11 protein-coding genes are annotated in these 17,834 nt (G+C 73.1%); 6 read left to right on the forward strand and 5 right to left on the reverse strand.

Annotated elements, in window-relative coordinates; genetic code table 11:
• Positions 1–125 precede the first annotated feature (125 nt).
• Positions 126–3,245, reverse strand: coding sequence for a glycoside hydrolase family 2 TIM barrel-domain containing protein (locus tag ACFWXC_RS23060; protein WP_384481439.1), 3,120 nt, complete (start codon positions 3,243–3,245; stop codon positions 126–128).
• 272 nt (positions 3,246–3,517) lie between these two features.
• On the opposite strand from ACFWXC_RS23060, the gene ACFWXC_RS23065 reads away from it, so the two are divergent.
• A complete protein-coding gene (locus ACFWXC_RS23065) occupies positions 3,518–5,899 on the forward strand; it encodes a SpoIIE family protein phosphatase (protein ID WP_384481441.1) in 2,382 nt (793 codons plus the stop codon).
• On the opposite strand, the gene helR is transcribed toward ACFWXC_RS23065, so the two are convergent.
• The 3 genes from helR to ACFWXC_RS23080 all read right to left on the reverse strand — a co-directional run bounded on the left by helR (position 5,896) and on the right by ACFWXC_RS23080 (position 10,271).
• A complete protein-coding gene (helR, locus tag ACFWXC_RS23070; protein ID WP_384481442.1) occupies positions 5,896–8,070 on the reverse strand; it encodes an RNA polymerase recycling motor ATPase HelR in 2,175 nt (724 codons plus the stop codon). The genes ACFWXC_RS23065 and helR overlap by 4 nt on opposite strands.
• Positions 8,071–8,304: 234 nt before the next feature.
• Positions 8,305–9,534: a glycosyltransferase gene (locus ACFWXC_RS23075; protein WP_384481444.1), complete on the reverse strand. Its 1,230-nt coding sequence runs from the start codon at positions 9,532–9,534 to the stop codon at positions 8,305–8,307.
• Between the two features lie 188 nt (positions 9,535–9,722).
• Entirely contained in the window at positions 9,723–10,271 is a 549-nt protein-coding gene (locus ACFWXC_RS23080) for an RNA polymerase sigma factor (protein WP_384481446.1), read from the reverse strand.
• A 46-nt stretch (positions 10,272–10,317) separates the two neighbouring features.
• On the opposite strand from ACFWXC_RS23080, the gene ACFWXC_RS23085 reads away from it, so the two are divergent.
• From ACFWXC_RS23085 to ACFWXC_RS23105, 5 genes are all read left to right on the forward strand, one after another.
• Complete coding sequence (locus tag ACFWXC_RS23085) at positions 10,318–11,715, forward strand: serine/threonine-protein kinase (RefSeq protein WP_384481448.1); 1,398 nt, start codon at positions 10,318–10,320, stop codon at positions 11,713–11,715.
• Between the two features lie 126 nt (positions 11,716–11,841).
• The gene (locus ACFWXC_RS23090; RefSeq protein WP_384481450.1) at positions 11,842–12,561 is read left to right on the forward strand and encodes a DUF4232 domain-containing protein; all 720 of its coding nucleotides are present in this window, start codon (positions 11,842–11,844) and stop codon (positions 12,559–12,561) included.
• Between the two features lie 222 nt (positions 12,562–12,783).
• Positions 12,784–14,049, forward strand: coding sequence for a hypothetical protein (locus ACFWXC_RS23095; protein WP_384481452.1), 1,266 nt, complete (start codon positions 12,784–12,786; stop codon positions 14,047–14,049).
• Positions 14,050–14,107: 58 nt separating this feature from the next.
• The gene (locus ACFWXC_RS23100; RefSeq protein ID WP_384481540.1) at positions 14,108–15,367 is read left to right on the forward strand and encodes an arsenic transporter; all 1,260 of its coding nucleotides are present in this window, start codon (positions 14,108–14,110) and stop codon (positions 15,365–15,367) included.
• A 16-nt stretch (positions 15,368–15,383) separates the two neighbouring features.
• Entirely contained in the window at positions 15,384–15,875 is a 492-nt protein-coding gene (locus tag ACFWXC_RS23105) for a universal stress protein (protein WP_384481542.1), read from the forward strand.
• Between the two features lie 12 nt (positions 15,876–15,887).
• Here ACFWXC_RS23105 and ACFWXC_RS23110 read toward each other — a convergent pair whose 3' ends face one another.
• Positions 15,888–17,732 carry an RICIN domain-containing protein gene (locus ACFWXC_RS23110; RefSeq protein ID WP_384481454.1) on the reverse strand — a complete coding sequence of 615 codons (1,845 nt, stop codon included), beginning with the start codon at positions 17,730–17,732 and terminating at the stop codon, positions 15,888–15,890.
• Positions 17,733–17,834 lie beyond the last annotated feature (102 nt).

The raw sequence follows: 17,834 nt of genomic DNA on the forward strand, positions 1-17,834 counted from the left end.
ACCCTTCACCGTACCGCGCGGGTACTCACCCGTAAATACCCGCAGGTCAGAACAGACTCCCCGCGGTACCTCCGGGCGCGGCCCGTCGCCTCGTCGGCCGGGCGTCCGCACCGCGCCCGTCGGCCTCAGATGTCGAGCCGGCTGATCCGCACCGCCCCCGAGGTCTCCCCCGGGTGGGCGCTGGTCAGGGTCAGCCGGAGCCGGGAGCCGCGTACCCGGGTGAAGGTGATGACGGTCGGGGTGTCCGAGGCGCCGGCCCAGTCCACCGCCGTACCCGCCACCGCCCGGTACGCCGTGCCGTCCCAGACCGCCGCCTCGACCGACGCGGGCAGCGCGTGGGCCGTGTCCACGGTGAAGGAGACGTCCACCCGGTCGAACGTGCGGGTGCGTCCGAAGTCGACCGACACCCAGTCCTCGGTCCGGGCGCCGCTGAACGCGGGCAGCAGGGCGGTGGCCGCTTTGGCGAAGGCGTTGGACCAGCCGGTGGCCGCGTCGCCGTCGAGCATGGCGGCCGGGAGGGTGTCCGGACGGCCCGAGTAACTGGCGTCCGCGTAGGGATAGTTCGGCGGGGCCGGATGGTCCGGGCCGAAGTCGGGCGCGGGGGTGCGGGCCGCCGCGCGGGCGGGCGTGGTGTGGACGGTGACGGTGCCCTTGCGCAGGCCGTCCACCCGAGCGGTCACCCTGAGGGCGCCCGGCTCCGTGCCGGCGCGGACGATGGCGAGCGCCTTGCCGTGGAAGGCGGTCCGGGTACTGGCCTGGTAGCGCTCGGCGCTCTCCTCCCGGCCGTTGTCGAGCCCGGCGAGCGAGCCGCCGGAAACGGCGAAGGAGACGAGGTGCTCGGCGTCGGGCACCACCACGCCGTGCGCGTCGACGATCTCGGCGGTCACGAAGACCAGTGAACGCCCGTCGGCGGCCAGGGACCCGCGGTCGGCGACGAGGCGAACGCCGTGCGGGGCGCCGGCGGTGCGCAGGACGTCAGTCGCGACCGCCTTGCCGCCCCGCCGGGCCACGGCTTTCAACTCGCCCGGCCGGTACGGCACTTTCCAGGTCAGGTGCAGCTTTCCCGCGCTGCCGTTCGGGCTGGTGTAACTGCCGGGGTAGGTGCCGGTGGTGAAGGTCTTGTCGTCGCCGGTGGCCTCGGTGGTCTCCAGGTAGGTACGGCCGTCGGTCGTCGTCTTGGTGTCGAACTCCCGCACCCCCAGGGACTTTCCGTTCAGGAACAGCTCGACGGAGGGCACGTTGGCGTACGCCCACACCTCGACCGTGTCCCCCGCCCCGTGGTTCCAGCTCATCGGCACCAGATGCACCATGGGCTCGCTCACCCACTGGCTGCGGAAGAGGTGGTACATGTCCTTCGGGAAGCCGGCCGTGTCGACCGCGCCGAAGAAGGACGCCTTGACCGGGAACACGTTGTACGGCGTCGGCTCGCCGATGTAGTCGATGCCCGACCAGAGGAACTGGCCCGCGAACCACTTCCGGTCCCGGTCCTTCTTGTGGCCGTACTCGCCGCTCATCGTCCAGGAGGCCAGGTTGTTGTCGTACGACGAGGTCGCACGGCGGCCGGGCGTGTGGTTCTCCCCCGTGTTGAGGTGTTCCGGCTCCTGGTACGCGCCGCGGGTCGAGGTCTCCGAGGAGGACTCGGACTCGAAGAGGAAGAGGTGCGGGTAGGCCGCGTGCAGCGCGTCCACGGACTTGGCGGTGTTGTAGTTGAGGCCGAGTCCGTCGAGCTTGGCGAGCATCAGGTCGGCGGCGGAGCCCTGCTTCGGCACCCCGCGGTACTTGTCGGAGCCGATGACCAGGGGGCGGGTGTCGTCGGCGGCCTTGACGGCGGCGATGATCCGGTCGGCCATGGCGAGGCCGGCGGTCGAGGTGGAGTCGGGGATCTCGTTGCCGATGGACCACAGGACGACGGCGGGCGAGTTGCGGGCCGCGAGGACCATCTCGGTGGCGTCGCTCTCGCACCACTCGTCGAAGAACCGGCCGTAGTCGTACTTGGTCTTGCCGGTCCGCCAGCAGTCGAAGGCCTCCACCATCATCACGATGCCCAGCTCCTCGCAGACCTCGATCATCTGCGGCGAGGGCGGGTTGTGCGAGGTGCGGAAGGCGTTGACGCCCATCGACTTCATGATGGTCATCTGCCGGCGCACCGCGTCGGCGCTGATCGCCGCGCCGAGGGCGCCCTGGTCGTGGTGGAGGTCGACGCCCTTGATCTTGGTGGGCACGCCGTTGAGGGAGAAGCCCTCGTCGGGGTCGAAGCGGTAGCCGCGGATGCCGAAGACCGTGCGGTAGGTGTCGGTGGTGGTGCCGCCGACCCGGAGTTCGGTGTGCAGGGTGTAGCGGTGCGGGGCCTCGATGGACCACAACTTCGGTCTTTTGACGGTCAGTTCATGGGTCTCGGCGGTCTCACCGGAGCCGGAGCCGGGGCCGGATTCGGTCACGGTGACCGTGGAGGACGTACGGGCGACCGTACGGCCGTCGGGGCCGACGATCCGGGAGACGACCGTGACGTCCGCGCCCTCCCCGGACTCGTCGACGACCGCCGTCCGCACCCGTACCACGGCCCGCTCGGCGGTGATGTCCGGTGTGGTGACGTACGTCCCCCAGCGCGCCACGTGCACGGGGTCGGTCACCACCAGGCGGGCCTCGCGGTAGATGCCGCTGCCCGAGTACCAGCGGCTGCTGGGCAGCTGGTTATGCACCTTGACCGCGAGGACGTTCTCGGTGCTGCCGTCGGTGTGCAGCAGCCCGGTGAGGTCGAGGGCGAAGCCGGTGTACCCGTAGGGGTGGCGGCCGACCTCGGTGCCGTTGCAGTAGACGTACGAGTCCATGTAGACGCCGTCGAACTCGACCGAGATCCGTTTGCCGGCGTAGCCGGGCGGCAGGGTGAAGGCGAGCCGGTACCAGCCGAGGCCGCCCGGGAAGAAGCCGGTGCCGCTGGTGGTGCCGTGGTCGGTGGTGGGGGTCTGCTCGATGCTCCAGTCGTGCGGTACGGCGACCTGGCGCCAGGCCGAGTCGTCGTACCCGGGGTCGGCGGCGCCCGCGTAGGCGCCGGTCGGGTCGGTGATCCCGCCGGGGTCGACCAGCGCGAACCGCCAGCCGTCACGCAGGGCGACCGTGCGGCGCCCGGTGACCTGCGTGGCCGTATCCGCCGCCGGGGCCGCCCAGGCGCCCGGGGCGCCCAGCAGTGCGCCGGCCGTCGGGGCTGTCGTGGCGGCTGCGAGAACCGATCTGCGAGTGACCGTCATGGTGCGGCTCTCCCTCATCAGGGCCCAGAACTACTCACAACTGATCGTGAACAAACAGATTCTGACGGTGTGCCACTTGCGGTCGTCAAGGGTCCGGAGGCGGTCGGCCATGACTTTCGTCCCGTCGGCCGGTCTCCGTTCGGCTGCCCGGACGGGTACCGGTCCCGGCCGGGCGGCCGCCGGTGCCTGGCGGTCGCAGGCGGGTCCGACGCACTAGGCTGAACACCTGTGGTGCACCTGTTGACTGTGAGCGTGCGCTTGGGAGTGGCGAGATGAGCCGGGTCTATCCGTTCGACGATGCGGCGACGGCCCGGGCTGTCATCGACGAGGACGGCACACTGGCCGAGTGGAACGAGGGCGCACGGCGGCTCCTCGGCCACCCGGCCGAGGATGTCGTGGGCCGGCCCGCGGCGCTGCTGCTCGCCGGGGACCCACCGCCCGTGCCCGTCGGCGCCCGCTGGGGCGGCTCCCTCGACCTCCGTCACCGGGACGGCCGTACGGTCCCGGTCTGGCTGGTCGCCCACCACCGCACGGCACACGACGAGCGTGCCGGACACTGGCTCGTCTTCGCCCCGGCGACCGCCGACGGCCCGGCCGCCGCGGGCGATCCGCTGGCCACGGCCGCGCTGATCCAGTCGCCGTGCGCGATCGCGGTCTACGACGAACAGCTGAGGCTGCACCGGGGCAACGGCATGATGGCCCAGCTCATCGGGCTGCCCGCGGAGCGGATCCAAGGGCTGAGGATCACCGAGATCGACGGCACCCCGCAGGGCGAAGAACTGGAACAGAACATGCTCCGGGTGCTGGCCACAGGCCGCCCGCTGGACGTCGAGACCTTCATGCGCACCGGCGGCGAGGCCCGGGCGCATGCCTGGCTGGCCCGGATGGCGCCGGTCACCGACGAAGCGGGACGCGTGCTGGGGGTGAGCCTGGCCGCGCACGACATCACCGAGAACTACCTGGCCAGGGAGCGGCTCCAGCTGGTCAACGAGGCGAGCGTACGCATCGGCACCACCCTGGACGTCTGCCGTACGGCCCAGGAACTGGCGGACGTCTTCGTGCCGGCCCTCGCCGATTTCGTCACCGTCGACCTGCTGGACCCGCCGGAGAACGGCGGCGACCTCCCGACCCGGCTGACGGCACCGGTCACGCTGCGCCGCATCGCGCACCAGTCCGTGCTGCCCGGCGTCCCCGAGGCGGTGCTCAAGCCCGGCCACAGCGAGTCCTACCCGGCCTCCTCCCCGCAGGCCGACTCGCTGACCGCGGGGCACAGCATCGTGGCCCAGGTGGCGTCCGGCGAGATGGCGCAGTGGCTGACCTGGCACGGGCTCCGCGAGGAGCGGGTGCGCGAGTTCGGCGTCCACTCCTCGATGGCCGTGCCGGTCCAGGCACGCGGGACGACCCTGGGGGTCGCGGTGCTTGCCCGGCACCGGCGGCCCGACCCGTTCGGCCCGGACGACGTGCTGCTGGCCGAGGAGATCACGGCCCGGGCCGCCGTCTGCATCGACAACGCCCGCCGCTACTCCCGGGAGCGCGAGACCGCCCTGGCCCTGCAGCGCAGCCTGCTGCCCCGGACACTGCCGCACACCGCCGCCCTGCAGGCCGCCTCCCGCTATCTGCCGGCCGCCCGGGCCGGGGTGGGCGGCGACTGGTTCGACGTGATCCCGCTGTCCGGGCTGCGGGTCGCCATGGTCGTCGGGGACGTCGTCGGCCACGGTGTGCAGGCCTCGGCGACCATGGGCCGGCTGCGCACCGCCGTCCGCACCCTGGCCGACATCGACCTGGCCCCGGACGAACTGCTCACCCACCTCGACGACCTGGTGGTCCGGCTCTCGGAGGAGCACGGCGGCGAGGGCAGCCCCGGCGAGGTCGGCGCCACCTGCCTGTACGCCGTCTACGACCCGGTGTCCCGGCGCTGCACGCTGGCCCGCGCCGGTCATCCGCTCCCCGTCGTGCTGCGCCCGGGCCGCCGCCTCCACGAGGTGGACCTGCCCGCCGGTCCCCCGCTGGGCCTGGGCGGGCTGCCGTTCGAGTCCACCGAGATCGAGCTGCCCGAGGGCACCGTGCTGGCCATGTTCACGGACGGGCTGATCACATCCCGGCACCGGGACCCGGACACCGGTCGCCGGCTCCTCCACGAGGCGCTGGCGGCGTACAGCGACTCCCTGGACGAGACCTGCGACCGGATCCTGCACGCCCTGCTGCCGTCGAGCGGCGCGGCCGACGACATCGCCCTGCTGCTGGCCCGCACCCAGGGCCTGCCGCCGTCCCGGGTCACGACCTGGGACATCCCCGCCGACCCGGCCCTGGTCGCGCCGATCCGCAAGCAGGTCGTGCAGCAGCTGGACGTGTGGGACCTGACCATGGCCGCCTTCACGGCGGAGCTGGTGGTCAGCGAACTGGTCACCAACGCCATCCGCTACGGCTCCCACCCCATCCGGCTCCGCCTGATCCACGACACGACCAGGCTGATCTGCGAGGTCTCCGACACCAGTCACACCGCCCCGCACCTGCGCCGGGCCAAGACCTGGGACGAGGGCGGCCGGGGCCTGCTGCTGGTGGCACAGCTGACCCAGCGCTGGGGCACCCGGCACACCGGCGAGGGCAAGACGATCTGGGCCGAGCTGTCCCTGTTCCCGGAGGACATCTCCTAGGGGGTGCTGGTCAGGACGACCAGCTGGCGGGTGGCCCGGGTCATGGCGACATAGCGGTCGACGGCGCCCTCGACGCCGGTGCCGAAGTCCTCCGGGTCGACGAGGACGACCAGGTCGAATTCGAGCCCCTTCGACAGCTCCGGGGTCAGCGAGCGGACCCGGGGCGTCGCGGTGAAGGCGGGGTCGCCGATCACGCAGGCGGTGCCCTCGGCGTGGGCGGCGAGCCAGCCGTCGAGGATCGGGGCCAGCCGGTCGACGGATCCGTGGACGACGGGCAGGCCGCTGCCGCGGATCGAGGTCGGCACGTTGGCGTCCGGGAGCGCGGCGCGGATGACCGGCTCGGCCTCCGCCATGATCTCCTCCGGTGTGCGGTAGTTGATGCCGAGCGAGGCCAGGGTGATCCGGTCGAATCCGACCCGCTCCAGGCGCTCCCGCCACGACTCCGCGAACCCGTGCCTGGCCTGGGCGCGGTCCCCGACGATGGTGAAGCTCCGGGACGGGCAGCGCAGCAGCAGCATCTGCCATTCGGCGTCGGTCAGTTCCTGGGCCTCGTCGACGACGATGTGCGCGAACGGGCCTGCCAGCAGGTCCGGGGTGAGGGCGGGCAGTTCGGACTCGTCGACCAGGCTGACCTTGGCGTCCTCGCCACGCAGCATCCGCACCAGGCCCTCCCCGTCGTCCCCGTCGGCGCCGGAGTCGACGGCGGCCCCGATCAGGTTGTCGACGACCTGGGCCATGCGCTCGCGCTGGGCGGCGAGCGCGGCCTCCTGCCGCTGCCCGCGCCGGGCCGCCTCCGGGTCGCCGAGCCGCTGCCTGGCCGCGTCCAGGAGCGGCAGGTCCGACACCGTCCAGGCCTGGGTGTCGGCGCGCTGGAGCAGCCGTACGTCGTCGCGGTCGAGCCAGGGGGCGCACATCCGCAGATAGGCCGGCACCGACCACAGGTCGCCGACCAGGTCGGTGGCCTCCAGCAGCGGCCAGGCTCCGTTCAGGGCGTCGGCCAGCTCCCTGTCCTGCTGGAGCGACCTGCGGAACCGCTCGAGCGGGACGTCGTCGCCGGTGTACTTGTCCAGCAGGATGGTCGCCAGTTCCTCCCAGATCTGCGCACGGCCCTCGTTGTGCGGTGTGCCCGGCCCCGGTGCCCGGAACGCGTCGGCCCAGTCGTCGGCGCTCAGCCACAGGTCGCCCCAGTCGGTGGCGACCGTCATGCCGGCGGCGGGCGGCTCCTCGTAGAAGCGCACGGCCGTCTCGATCGCCCGCACCATGTCCGCGGACGACTTCAGGCGGGCCACCTCCGGGTCGGCCTCGGGCGTCGCCGCGGCTCCCTCGTCCACGAGGTCCGCCAGCACGCAGGTCTGCACGCCCTCCTCGCCGAGGCTGGGCAGCACGTCGGAGACATAGTTCAGGTAGGGCCGGTGCGGGCCCACGAACAGCACACCTCCCCGCCGGTGGCCGAGGCGCGGGTCGGAGTAGAGCAGGTGCGCGGTGCGGTGCAGGGCGACGACCGTCTTGCCGGTGCCCGGACCGCCGTCGACGACGAGGGCGCCCCGGGATCCCGCGCGGATGATGGCGTCCTGGTCGGCCTGGATGGTGGCGAGCACGTCCCGCATCCGCTCCGACCGGTCGGCGCCGAGGCTCGCGATGAAGGCGGACTGGTCGTCGAGCGCGGCGTGCCCTTCGAGCCCGTCGGCGGTGAACACCTCGTCCCAGTAGTCGCTGATCCGGCCGTCCGTCCAGCGGTATCGGCGGCGGCTGCGCAGCCCCGTCGGGTCGGCGTGGGTCGCCGCGAAGAACGGTTCGGCCGCGGGTGACCGCCAGTCGAGCAGCAGCCGGCGGCCCTCGCTGTCGGTGAGACCGAGCCGGCCGATGTACACGGGCTCGGGGTCGTTCGCGGCGACCATGTGTCCCAGGCACAGGTCCAGGCCGAAGCGGCGCAGGGTGCGCAGCCGTCCGGTCAGCCGGTGGACCTCGATGTCCCGGTCCATCGCGGCCCGTCCGGTGCCGCCCGGGGCCCTGAGTTCGGTGTCGAGGCGGTCGGACAGCTCGGCGATCGTCTCGTCGAGGCAGCGCGCGATGGCCGCGAAGTGCTGCTCGTCGTCGGCGATCAGGGCCGGGGCGGCCTTGGCGGAGAGCCGTTCGGGGAGGTCGAAGGCGCGGGTGGTCAGGGGGTTCACTGCATCAGCTCCGTTGGGGGGTGCCGGGCACGGCGGCGGGTGGTGCGGGCGGCTCTGCTTCCGCGCGGTTCACGCGGAGACCGGCGGCGTCTTCCGGCCGACCTCGTCCGGAGGTGCCGGGCGCCGCGACGGGTGCGGGCGGGTCTGCTTCCACGCGGTTCACGCGGAGACCGGCGGCGTCCTCCGGACCGCCTCGTCCGGAGGTGCCGGGAGGGGATGTCGGTCGGGTGCTGCTCATGCGGACACGCGCGGCGTCTTCCGGTCGGCCTCTTCGAGCAGGAGTTTCGCGGCCGCCGTCGCGCCGTCGGGGCGGATGTCGGCGGCCACGGCGGCCGCCCGGGCGCGGGTCCCGGGGGTCAGGGCGGTCGCGAGCGCGGCGGAGAGGGAGCCGGCGGTCGGGGTCGGGCCGTCGTGGGCCGCGCCGATGCCCAGCTCGGCCACCCGGGCGGCCCAGTGCGGCTGGTCCACGATCTGCGGGACGACCACCTGGGGCACGCCGGCCAGGGCGGCGGTCGTCGTGGTGCCCGCGCCGCCGTGGTGCACGACGGCGGCCACCCGCCGGAACAGCGCCTGGTGGTTGACCTCGCCGATCGCGAGGCAGTCGGCCCGGTCGTCGATCGGGGCGAGACCGGCCCAGCCGCGCCCGACGAGCACCCGGCGGCCCTGGGCACGCACCGCCTCGACGGCCGTCCGGGCGGCGTCCGGCGCGCCGCGCATCGCCATGCTGCCGAAGCCGACGTACACCGGCGGCTCACCGGCCGCCAGGAAGGCCGCCAGCTCGTCCGGAAGCGGGCGTTCGTCCGGCAGCAGCCACGCCCCGGTCTGCACCAGGTCGAGGTCCGTCAGGTGCTGCCACGGTCCCAGGACCGGGTCCGCGGCCAGCCACGGCCGGCCGGTGAGGACGTGGGCGCGGACGTCGTCCACCGGGGGCAGCCCGATCGCCGCCCGATGGGTGTTCAGGGCCTCGCCGTACAGCGCGTCCACCCGCTCGCCGTCCACCTTCCACAGCGTCCGCAGGTCGGCGTCCGGCGGAGCCGGGCGGCCCGGGCGGCCCGCCGGCGGGAAGTGCGGGGACGGCATCCCGAACGGGTGGGGGCACGCGAACACGTACCGGATGCCCAGCTTCTCGGCCACGGACCGCACGCCGGCCGGCATCAGGCCGGTCGCCACCACCGCGTCGCACCCCTCGGCCGCCGCGGCGACCGCGTCGAAGTGCGCGGCGACCAGGTCGGCGGCGAGCCGGAACGCGTCCGACGGCTGCGGATTCGGCCTGGTCACCACCGAACGCACCGACGGCCCGAACGGCACGTGCGCCACGCCCGCCCGGGCCAGCAGCTCCGCGAACTCCTGGTCCGGCGGGACACACACCCGCACCTCGGCACCGAGTTCCCGCAGCGCCAGCCCGAGTCCCGCCAACGGTTCGACGTCCCCGCGCGACCCGTATCCCATCAACAACACACGCACGTGGTGAATCCCCCAAATACCGCAGGTTCTGGCTTCGGCCTGCGATTTTGCGGGACGAGGGGGGCCTTGCCGCAAGCCCCCCTGTGCGCTATAAGTTGAGAGTGGCGAGGAGCGGCTGAACTCCTTGCCCTATTTTTTTGCCACCGCTTTTTTTGCCACTGCCGTCACGGCGCGCCTGCCGTTCCAAGTCACGGCGCGCTCAGCCAGGGCCGGACCTGCTTGCGCGCCTCGTGCAGCCGCGACTTCAGCGTCCCCAGCGGGATCCCCACCCGCTCGGCGACCTCGGCGTAGTCCAGCTGGCAGATGTCCCGGTAGACCAGCGGCGCGACCAGCTGCGGATGCTCCCGCTCCAGCCGGTCCAGCGCCTCCAGCAGATCGATCCGGGAACCGGCGATCACGCTGGTGGTACGCGGGTCGACATGCTCGGCCGGTTCGATGAGCGCCGGCTGCTCCGCCGCCCGCCGCTTCAGGTCCCGGTACTTCTGCCGGGAGCAGTTGGCGACGACCGTGTACAGCCAGGTGCTGAAGCGGCTGCGGCCCTCGAAGGTGGAGATCTTCCGGGAAATCTGGAGCAGCACGTCCTGGGCCGCCTCCTCGGCGTCCTCCCGGCACGGCAGGAACCGTCCGCAGCGTCGTACGACGTCGGGCCAGACCTCGGTCAGCAGCTGGTTCAGGGCCAGCTGGTCGCCGGCGGCGGCCCGCCGGGCGAGGTCTTCGGTCAGCGCGGCGTCCGGCACGGGAGGTCCCCCTCGAAGTCGATCTCAGGGCAGGCATGATAGTCGCATGCAACCCCTGGAGCGGATCGGCCGCTATCGCCTCGAACGGCGTCTGGGCACCGGTGCCTTCGGGACGGTCTGGCTCGCCCACGACGACCAGCTGGACGCCTCGGTCGCGGTGAAGGTGCTCGCCGACAACTGGTCCCACCGTCTCGACATCCACGACCGCTTCCTGTCCGAGGCCCGGCTGCTGCGCCGGGCCGACTCGAAGCGGGTGGTGCAGGTCTACGACATCGGCGAACTCCCTGACGGGCGGCCGTACTTCGTGATGGAGTACGCCGACGCGGGCACCCTCGCCGACCTGCTCGCGGCGGGCCCGCTGCCGATCCCCGACGCGCTGCTGCTGACCGCGCTGGCGGCACGCGGCGCGGCGGATCTGCACGGGGCCGGGATCGTGCACCGGGACATCAAGCCGACCAATGTGCTGCTGCGCACCGCGCAGGACGGCACCCGGCGGGTGCTGCTGGCCGACCTGGGGCTGGCGAAGAGCCTGGCGCAGGCGTCGGGGCTGACCCTTGCGGCCGGTTCCGCGGGCTATCAGCCACCGGAACAGGCCCAGCCCGGCGAGGGCATCGACGCGCGTGCCGACGTGTACGCGCTGGGTGCGGTGGGCTACGAGCTGGTCACCGGGACGGTGCCGGCGGCGCCCGGGAAGGTGGTGCGGCCGGAGCGGCTGCGGCCGGACCTCGGGGAGGACGTCCAGCGGGCGCTGATGCGGGCCCTGGAGCCGGACCGGCAGCGGCGCTGGCCGTCCGCGCAGGCCTTCGCGGACGAGCTGGACCGGCTGGCCGCTGCCGCGGCGGCACGCCGGCCGCGGCGCCTGGACGGCGTCCGCAGACGGCTCAACGCCATCACGCTGACCGTGGCCGCGGTCCTGGCGGCCGGGGGCACGGCCCTCGCGGTCACGCTGGTCGACCGGGGCGGCTCGGCGGGCGACGAGACGAGGGTCGCCGACTCCACCGGGCGGGTGGTGGCCGAGGTGCCGTCCGGGTGGGCGGGCGAGCTGCGGAACTCCGGCTGGAATCCCAAGGCGCTCGGGCTGGCCTCGGGGCACGAGCCGGGGCTGGAGGTCGCCGACGACGTGTCGGAGTGGCAGGACCTGTCGACCGCGGTGAACGGCGTGTTCATCGGCCTGAGCGAGCACGGCGACGTCGCCGCGAAGGTGAACGCCCTGTCCCACGCGCAGTGCCACTACGACGGCAGCCGTGCCTTCACGAGCAGCACCTGGAAGGGCCGGGTCCGGACCTGGAGCGACTGTTCCGGCGCCGGCGGCTCGGTCCAGGAGGCAGCCCTCGCCCCGGCCGACGGGGACGACCAGCCCCAGGTGTACGTGCAGGTACGGCAGAAGGGAGCGGTCGACGACACCGCCACCGAGGGCATACTTCGGTCGATCCGGGTCACCTGACCCGATGAATCACGGCGTGCCCCCGAACTTTTCCGCCGTTTCTCGCATCGGATGGGAGTGACGGCGCACGGAGCGCCTCGGGCACGCCTCGCGGCGTGCCGCGAACATCCAGGAGTGTGGAGAGACATGGCGCACACGTCCCAGTCCTTGCGGCGCGGGGCGGCCCTGCTCGCGAGCACGGTCGCCGCCCTGGGCCTCCTGACCGCCTGCGGCAACGACAGCCCGGGCAAGGCGCCGGAGTCGGTGTCGGGCACGGCCGCGCCCGCGACCGGCGACTCGGCGGGTTCGAGCGCGTCGGACAGCGGCTCCGCGCCGTCCGGCACCGGGTCCTCGTCCTCGTCCTCGTCCCAGAGCACCGGCTCGTCGACGGACGGCGGCTCCTCGACGGACGGCGGCACGACGACCGCCGGCACCGCGTCCAGCAGCCGCTGTCACACCTCGGAGCTGACCGCCTCGGTGGGCGGCAACGACCCGGGGGCCGGTCAGGAGAACTTCCCGATCGTGTTCACCAACAAGTCGGGCCGCACCTGCACCGTCCGCGGCTTCCCCGGCGCCGCCTTCGTGAACGCCGCCGGCACCCAGCTCGGCCCCGACCCGAAGCGGGAGACCTCCGCCAGCACCCCCGCGACGGTCACTCTCAAGCCCGGCCAGAGCGCCTGGGCAGGGCTGACCTTCTCCAACCCGGAGATCAGCGGCGCCAAGACGGCGACCCCGGCGGCACTGGAGGTCACCCCGCCGGACGAGCGTGACTCGCTGAAGGTCACCTGGAAGGGCGGCACGGTCCCGGTGTCCGGGAACTCCTCCTCGGTGCGGCTGACCGTGCTCAGCGCCGGCACCGGCGTCTGACCGGCCGAGACGCCGGCCTCCCGGGGCCTGATCACCCCACACCCGGACCCCGCTGCCCACTCCCCCGGGCAGCGGGGTTCGTCATGTCCGGACCACGACTGTCACAGGCGTGCAACACGCGGACCCGGCTCCGATCTTTTTCGCCCGCCCCGCCATCGAACCCGTCGACCACACAGGAAGAAGGCCCCGCGAGGGGCCGGGACGACGGAATCGGGGACGGACATGAGCGGCATCTCCCGCAGGCGGATCCTGACGGCGGGCGCGACGGCGGGCGCCCTGGGTGCACTGGGCGCGGTGTCGGGGTGCTCGAACGGCGAGTGGACGGTGGGCGGCGGCGGTTCCGCCGGCACCGGCAACGGCAACGGCAAGAGCAGCGGCGTGCCGACCAAGCCGCTGAAGCTCATCGGGGACGGTTCCACCGCCGACACCGGTGCCCAGCCGCACCAGCCGAAGGCGACCCGGCTGGCGGCCGGCGCCAAGCCGCCGCAGTTCGTGGTGTTCTCCTGGGACGGCGCCGGCGAGCTGAGCAACCAGCTGTTCTCCCGCTTCCGCAGGGTCGCAGCGGACCACGGCGCGAAGATGACGTTCTTCCTGTCCGGCATCTACACGCTGCCGGAGTCCAAGAAGGACCTCTACCGGCCGCCGCAGCACGAGGTCGGCGCCTCCGCGATCGGCTACCTCTCCGACCGGCACATCCACAACACGCTCCAGCAGGTGCGCGCCGCCTGGCTGGAGGGACACGAGATCGGCACCCACTTCAACGGGCACTTCTGCGGCAGCGACGGCGTGCGCAACTGGTCCCCGGCCGAGTGGCGCAGCGAGATCGACCAGGCGGTCGACTTCGTCACCAAGTGGAAGACCAACACCGGCTTCACCGACCTGGACCCGCTGCCCTTCGACTACCGCAAGGAGCTGATCGGCGGCCGTACCCCGTGCCTGGAGGGCCAGACCAACCTGCTGCCCACGGCGGCCGCGCTCGGCTGGAAGTACGACGCCAGCTCCCCCGGCGGTCTGCAGATCTGGCCGGGCAAGGTGCAGGGCAACCGCATCTGGGACTTCCCGCTGCAGTCCATACCGTTCTCCGGGCACTCCTTCCAGGTCCTGTCGATGGACTACAACATGATGTACAACCAGTCGGCCGGCAACCCGCTGGGTGACAAGTCCCAGTACGACGCCTGGCGCACCCAGGCCCGCGACACCTACCTGGCGGGCTTCGAACGGGCGTACTCCACCAACCGGGCGCCGTTCTTCATCGGCAACCACTTCGAGCGCTGGAACGGCGGCATCTACATGGACGCCGTCGAGGAGGCGATCGGCAAGATGGCCGAGCACGACGACGTGCGCTTCGTCTCCTTCAAGCAGCTGGTGGCGTGGCTGGAGGCGCAGGACCCGGCGGTGCTGCGCACCCTGCGCACCCTGAACCCGGGGCAGGAGCCGACGGGCGGCTGGGGGGAGTTCCTCGGCGCGGCAGGTACCCCGTCCTCGTGACCGGGTCCGTCTGCTTTCATGGGCGGACCGCACTTGATCACGCCCCGAGGAACGTGCCCTGAACACCCCGCTCGCCGAGACCCTGTCCGTCCTGCTGCTCGCCGCCGTCCTCGCCTGGGCCGTGATCCGGCCCCGCGGCTGGCCGGAGGCGGTGCTCGCCGTACCCGCGGCGGGGGTGGTGATCGCCACCGGGGCGATCTCGCTGGAGCACGCCCGGGAGGAGGCCGAACGGCTCGGGCCCGTCGTCGGTTTCCTCGCCGCCGTCCTGGTGCTCGCCCACTTCTGCGATGTGGAGGGGCTGTTCCAGGCCTGCGGGGCGTGGATGGCCCGCTGGGCGGACGGGCGGCCGGTGCGGCTGCTGACCGCGGTGTTCGCGCTGGCCTCGGTGATCACCGCCGTACTGAGTCTGGACGCGACGGTGGTGCTGCTGACGCCGGTGGTGTTCGCGACGGCGGCCCGGTCCGGGGTGCGGGCCAAGCCGCACGTCTACGCGTGCACGCATCTGTCGAACACCGCCTCGCTGCTGCTGCCGGTGTCGAACCTGACCAACCTGCTGGCGTTCGCGGCGAGCGGGCTGAGCTTCACCCGGTTCGCGGCGCTGATGGTGCTGCCCTGGCTGGTGGCGATCGGCGCCGAGTACCTGGTGTTCCGGCGGTTCTTCGCCCGGGACCTGTCCACGGCGGCCCCGGGTGCGAAGGACACCGGCGAGCCGCCCCGGCTGCCGCTGTTCGCGGTGGTGACGGTGGTCTGCACGCTCGCCGGGTTCGTGCTCACCTCCGCTCTCGGGATCGATCCCGCGTGGGCCGCGTTCGCCGGCGCGCTGGTGCTCGCCGGGCGGGCGCTGGTACGGCGGCAGGCGACCGGGCTGTCGGTCGTGAAGGCGGCCGCTCCGGCGTTCCTGGCGTTCGTGCTCGCGCTCGGGATCGTGGTGCGGGCGGTCGTCGACAACGGGCTGTCCGACGCGCTCGGGCATGTCCTGCCCGACGGCACAGGGCTGCCGGCCCTGCTCGGGATCGCCGCGCTGGCCGCCGTACTGGCCAATGTCGTCAACAACCTGCCGGCGGTGCTGGTGCTGCTGCCGCTGGCCGCGCAGACCGGGCCGGGCGCGGTGCTGGCGGTGCTGCTCGGGGTGAACATCGGCCCGAACCTCACCTACGCCGGTTCGCTCGCCACGCTGCTGTGGCGCAGGATCGTGCACCAGCACGACCACGGGGTGGACCTCGGGGAGTTCACCCGGCTGGGGCTGCTCGCCGTGCCGACCGCGCTGGCCGGTGCGGTGGTGGCACTGTGGGGGGCGCTCCAGGTGGTCGGGATCTAGACGGGAGGCCATGGACATGCGGGTGATCGTCTGGCTGGTCGAGGGGACCTGGCCCGCCTGTGTGGACGCGGCGCGGGACTACGCGCGGGACACGTCCGAGGTGGTGCTGCTGCACGTGACCGAGCCGGGGGTGGCCGGCCTGGCGCACGGCGCGTTCGCGGGGCTGCTGGGCCGGGCGGGTTCGGAACCGGACCCCGAGCAGCGGCTGGTGGAGCTCGGCGGCACGTCGGCGGCGGAACTCCTGGACGCGGCCGAGGCACGGCTGGGACGGCCGTGCACCCGGCTGGAGCGGACCGGGCGTGTCGAGCGGGAGGTGGTGGCCGCCGCCGAGGGCGCCGGCCTGCTGATCGTGGCCCGGGACGGCGACCGGTCCCGGCTGGGGCCGCACAGCCTGGGCAAGGCGGTGCGGTTCGCCGTCGACCACGCGCCCTGCCCGGTGCTGCTGGTGTGGCCGGAGGGGGCGCCGGACCTGACGACGATGCCGCCCCCGCCGCCGTACCACCACTGAGCCCGTACCGGCTCAGTGGCCGTGGTGACCGCCGCCGTAGCCGTCGCCGTCGCCCCACCCGTCGCCGTTCTGGCCGCCGCCGTAGCAGTAGCCCGGGTACTCCTCGCACGGGTTGTAGCTGGGTGTGCTGCTGGACGGCGTGGGCTGCGCTGTCGTCCGCGACGCCGACGGGGTGGGTGTCGGCGTGGCGGTCTTCGCGGCCTTGGGTGTGGGGGTGACCGAAGGGGTGGGGGTCGGCGTCGGGGTGGTCTCGGCGTCCCAGTTGACGATCTGCATCTGCAGGTCGGGCTGGGAGGTGTCCATCACCCAGCGCTGGGCGGCGACGTTCGCCCGGGTCTTGACCACCAGGGAGCCGCCGCCGTCGGTGGCGGCCGGGGCGAGCGCCAGGTCCTGGTCCCAGCGGGGCACCAGGGCGCCCTGGAGGGTGAAGTCGTAGCGGATGCTCCGGCCGCCGGTGCCGGCGGCGGCCGAGCACGGGGCGAGCTGGACGGAGTAGCCGAGGTGCGAGTCGAGGCACAGGCCGGGGTCGGCACCGTTGCGCAGCAGCCCGTCGTTCTCGTACGTCCACTGCTGGCCGGCGTCCGAGGAGCACTCGGCGAGCTCGGTCTCGGCGCCCTTGGCGGGCTTCTTGCCGACCAAGCCGATGCACAGGCCGGAGGCGATGTTGTGCAGGCGTCCGCGCAGGGTGCCCTGGGTGGTCTGGCTGGTGCCGATCCAGGACGGGCCCGAGCTGGCGGCGCCCTTGCCGGGCGTGGCGGAAGGCTTGCCCGCGGCCGTCGAGCCGGCGTCGTCGCCGGAGCCGAGCACCGCCCACAGCACCAGCGGCAGCACGACCAGCCCGCTCACCGTGCCCACGGCCACGGCGAGGTTGCGGCGGCGCACCCGGCGGGCGGCCCGCTGCTTGGCGCGACGGGAGAGGGCGGGGTGCACCACCAGGTCCTTGCCCGGCCCGGCCGCCGGGGCGAAGTTCTCGCCGACCGCGGGGCGGCCGCCGGGCCTGGCCTCCTGCTCGGCGGGCTCCCTGGTAAGGCCGGCCCGCGACTCCAGATACCCGCGGGCACCCCAGCCGAGCACGGCCTCGGCCAGGGCGAGACCGAGGCTGCGGCTGTTGTTGAACTGGTGGAGCTGGTCGGCGGTGTACCGGCAGTGGCTGCAGCCGTTGAGGTGCTGCTGGAGGTCCCGGTCGATGTCGACGCCGCCGCGCCGGAAGGTCACGTCGATCATCCGGACGTACCGCTGGCACTCGTCCTCGTGGGCGAGTTCGCGGTGCACCTGGAGGCACTCCTCGCGCAGCCGCTCGCGGGCCCGGCGCAGTTCGACCCGCGTGTCCTGCTCGTCGAGGCCCAGCAGTCCGGCGGGCGTCGACAGCGGCTCCGACTCGACCTCGGTGTGCCACAGCACGGCCCGCGAGGACTGGGTCAGGCGCTGGAAGGCGCGGGAGAGCAGCCGCCGGTTCGCGGGCGGGAGCAGCCGGGAGGCGGCCCGCTCCCCCTCGCCGACGCGCAGTTCGGGGTGCAGGAGTTCGCTGCGGCCGTCGTTGTCCCATTCGGCTGCGATACGGCGGACGGTGACAAGGAGCTGGGGGCGCCAGGCAGCGGTGGGGCCGGTCTGGCGGAGGGATTCACCGAAAAGCCGGGTGAATGCGGCGGTGGTGAGCATTCCCGCACCGCGGGACCCGTCGGTGCACAGTCGGGCGTAGGCGAAGGCCGCTTCCCAGTGCCGGTCGAGGAGTTCACCGACGGGGTGCAGCGCGGGCGCGGCGCCCGTCCATTGCTTGAGCTCGGCGCTGAGCTGCTCGTCGGTGACGTCGAACGGCCGGGCGGGGGTAGGGGAATTCCCCAGGCCTGCGTCATTCACGGCGGCATTCCTTCCAGACGCAACGCGGAATTTAGTCCATACCGTCGGGTATGTGACCGGTATGCGACCCGGCCGACACCATGGTCGGATGGGCCTGTTGGG

It is taken from the genome of Streptomyces sp. NPDC058683 (assembly GCF_042716195.1).
Classification (GTDB): domain Bacteria; phylum Actinomycetota; class Actinomycetes; order Streptomycetales; family Streptomycetaceae; genus Streptomyces.

Bases quoted from the DNA above. Each gene is read 5' to 3' on its own strand.
- ACFWXC_RS23060 (WP_384481439.1), bottom strand. From the start codon at position 3,245: ATGACGGTCACTCGCAGATCGGTTCTCGCAGCCGCCACGACAGCCCCG.
- ACFWXC_RS23065 (WP_384481441.1), top strand. From the start codon at position 3,518: ATGAGCCGGGTCTATCCGTTCGACGATGCGGCGACGGCCCGGGCTGTC.
- ACFWXC_RS23085 (WP_384481448.1), top strand. From the start codon at position 10,318: ATGCAACCCCTGGAGCGGATCGGCCGCTATCGCCTCGAACGGCGTCTG.
- ACFWXC_RS23090 (WP_384481450.1), top strand. From the start codon at position 11,842: ATGGCGCACACGTCCCAGTCCTTGCGGCGCGGGGCGGCCCTGCTCGCG.
- ACFWXC_RS23095 (WP_384481452.1), top strand. From the start codon at position 12,784: ATGAGCGGCATCTCCCGCAGGCGGATCCTGACGGCGGGCGCGACGGCG.
- ACFWXC_RS23105 (WP_384481542.1), top strand. From the start codon at position 15,384: ATGCGGGTGATCGTCTGGCTGGTCGAGGGGACCTGGCCCGCCTGTGTG.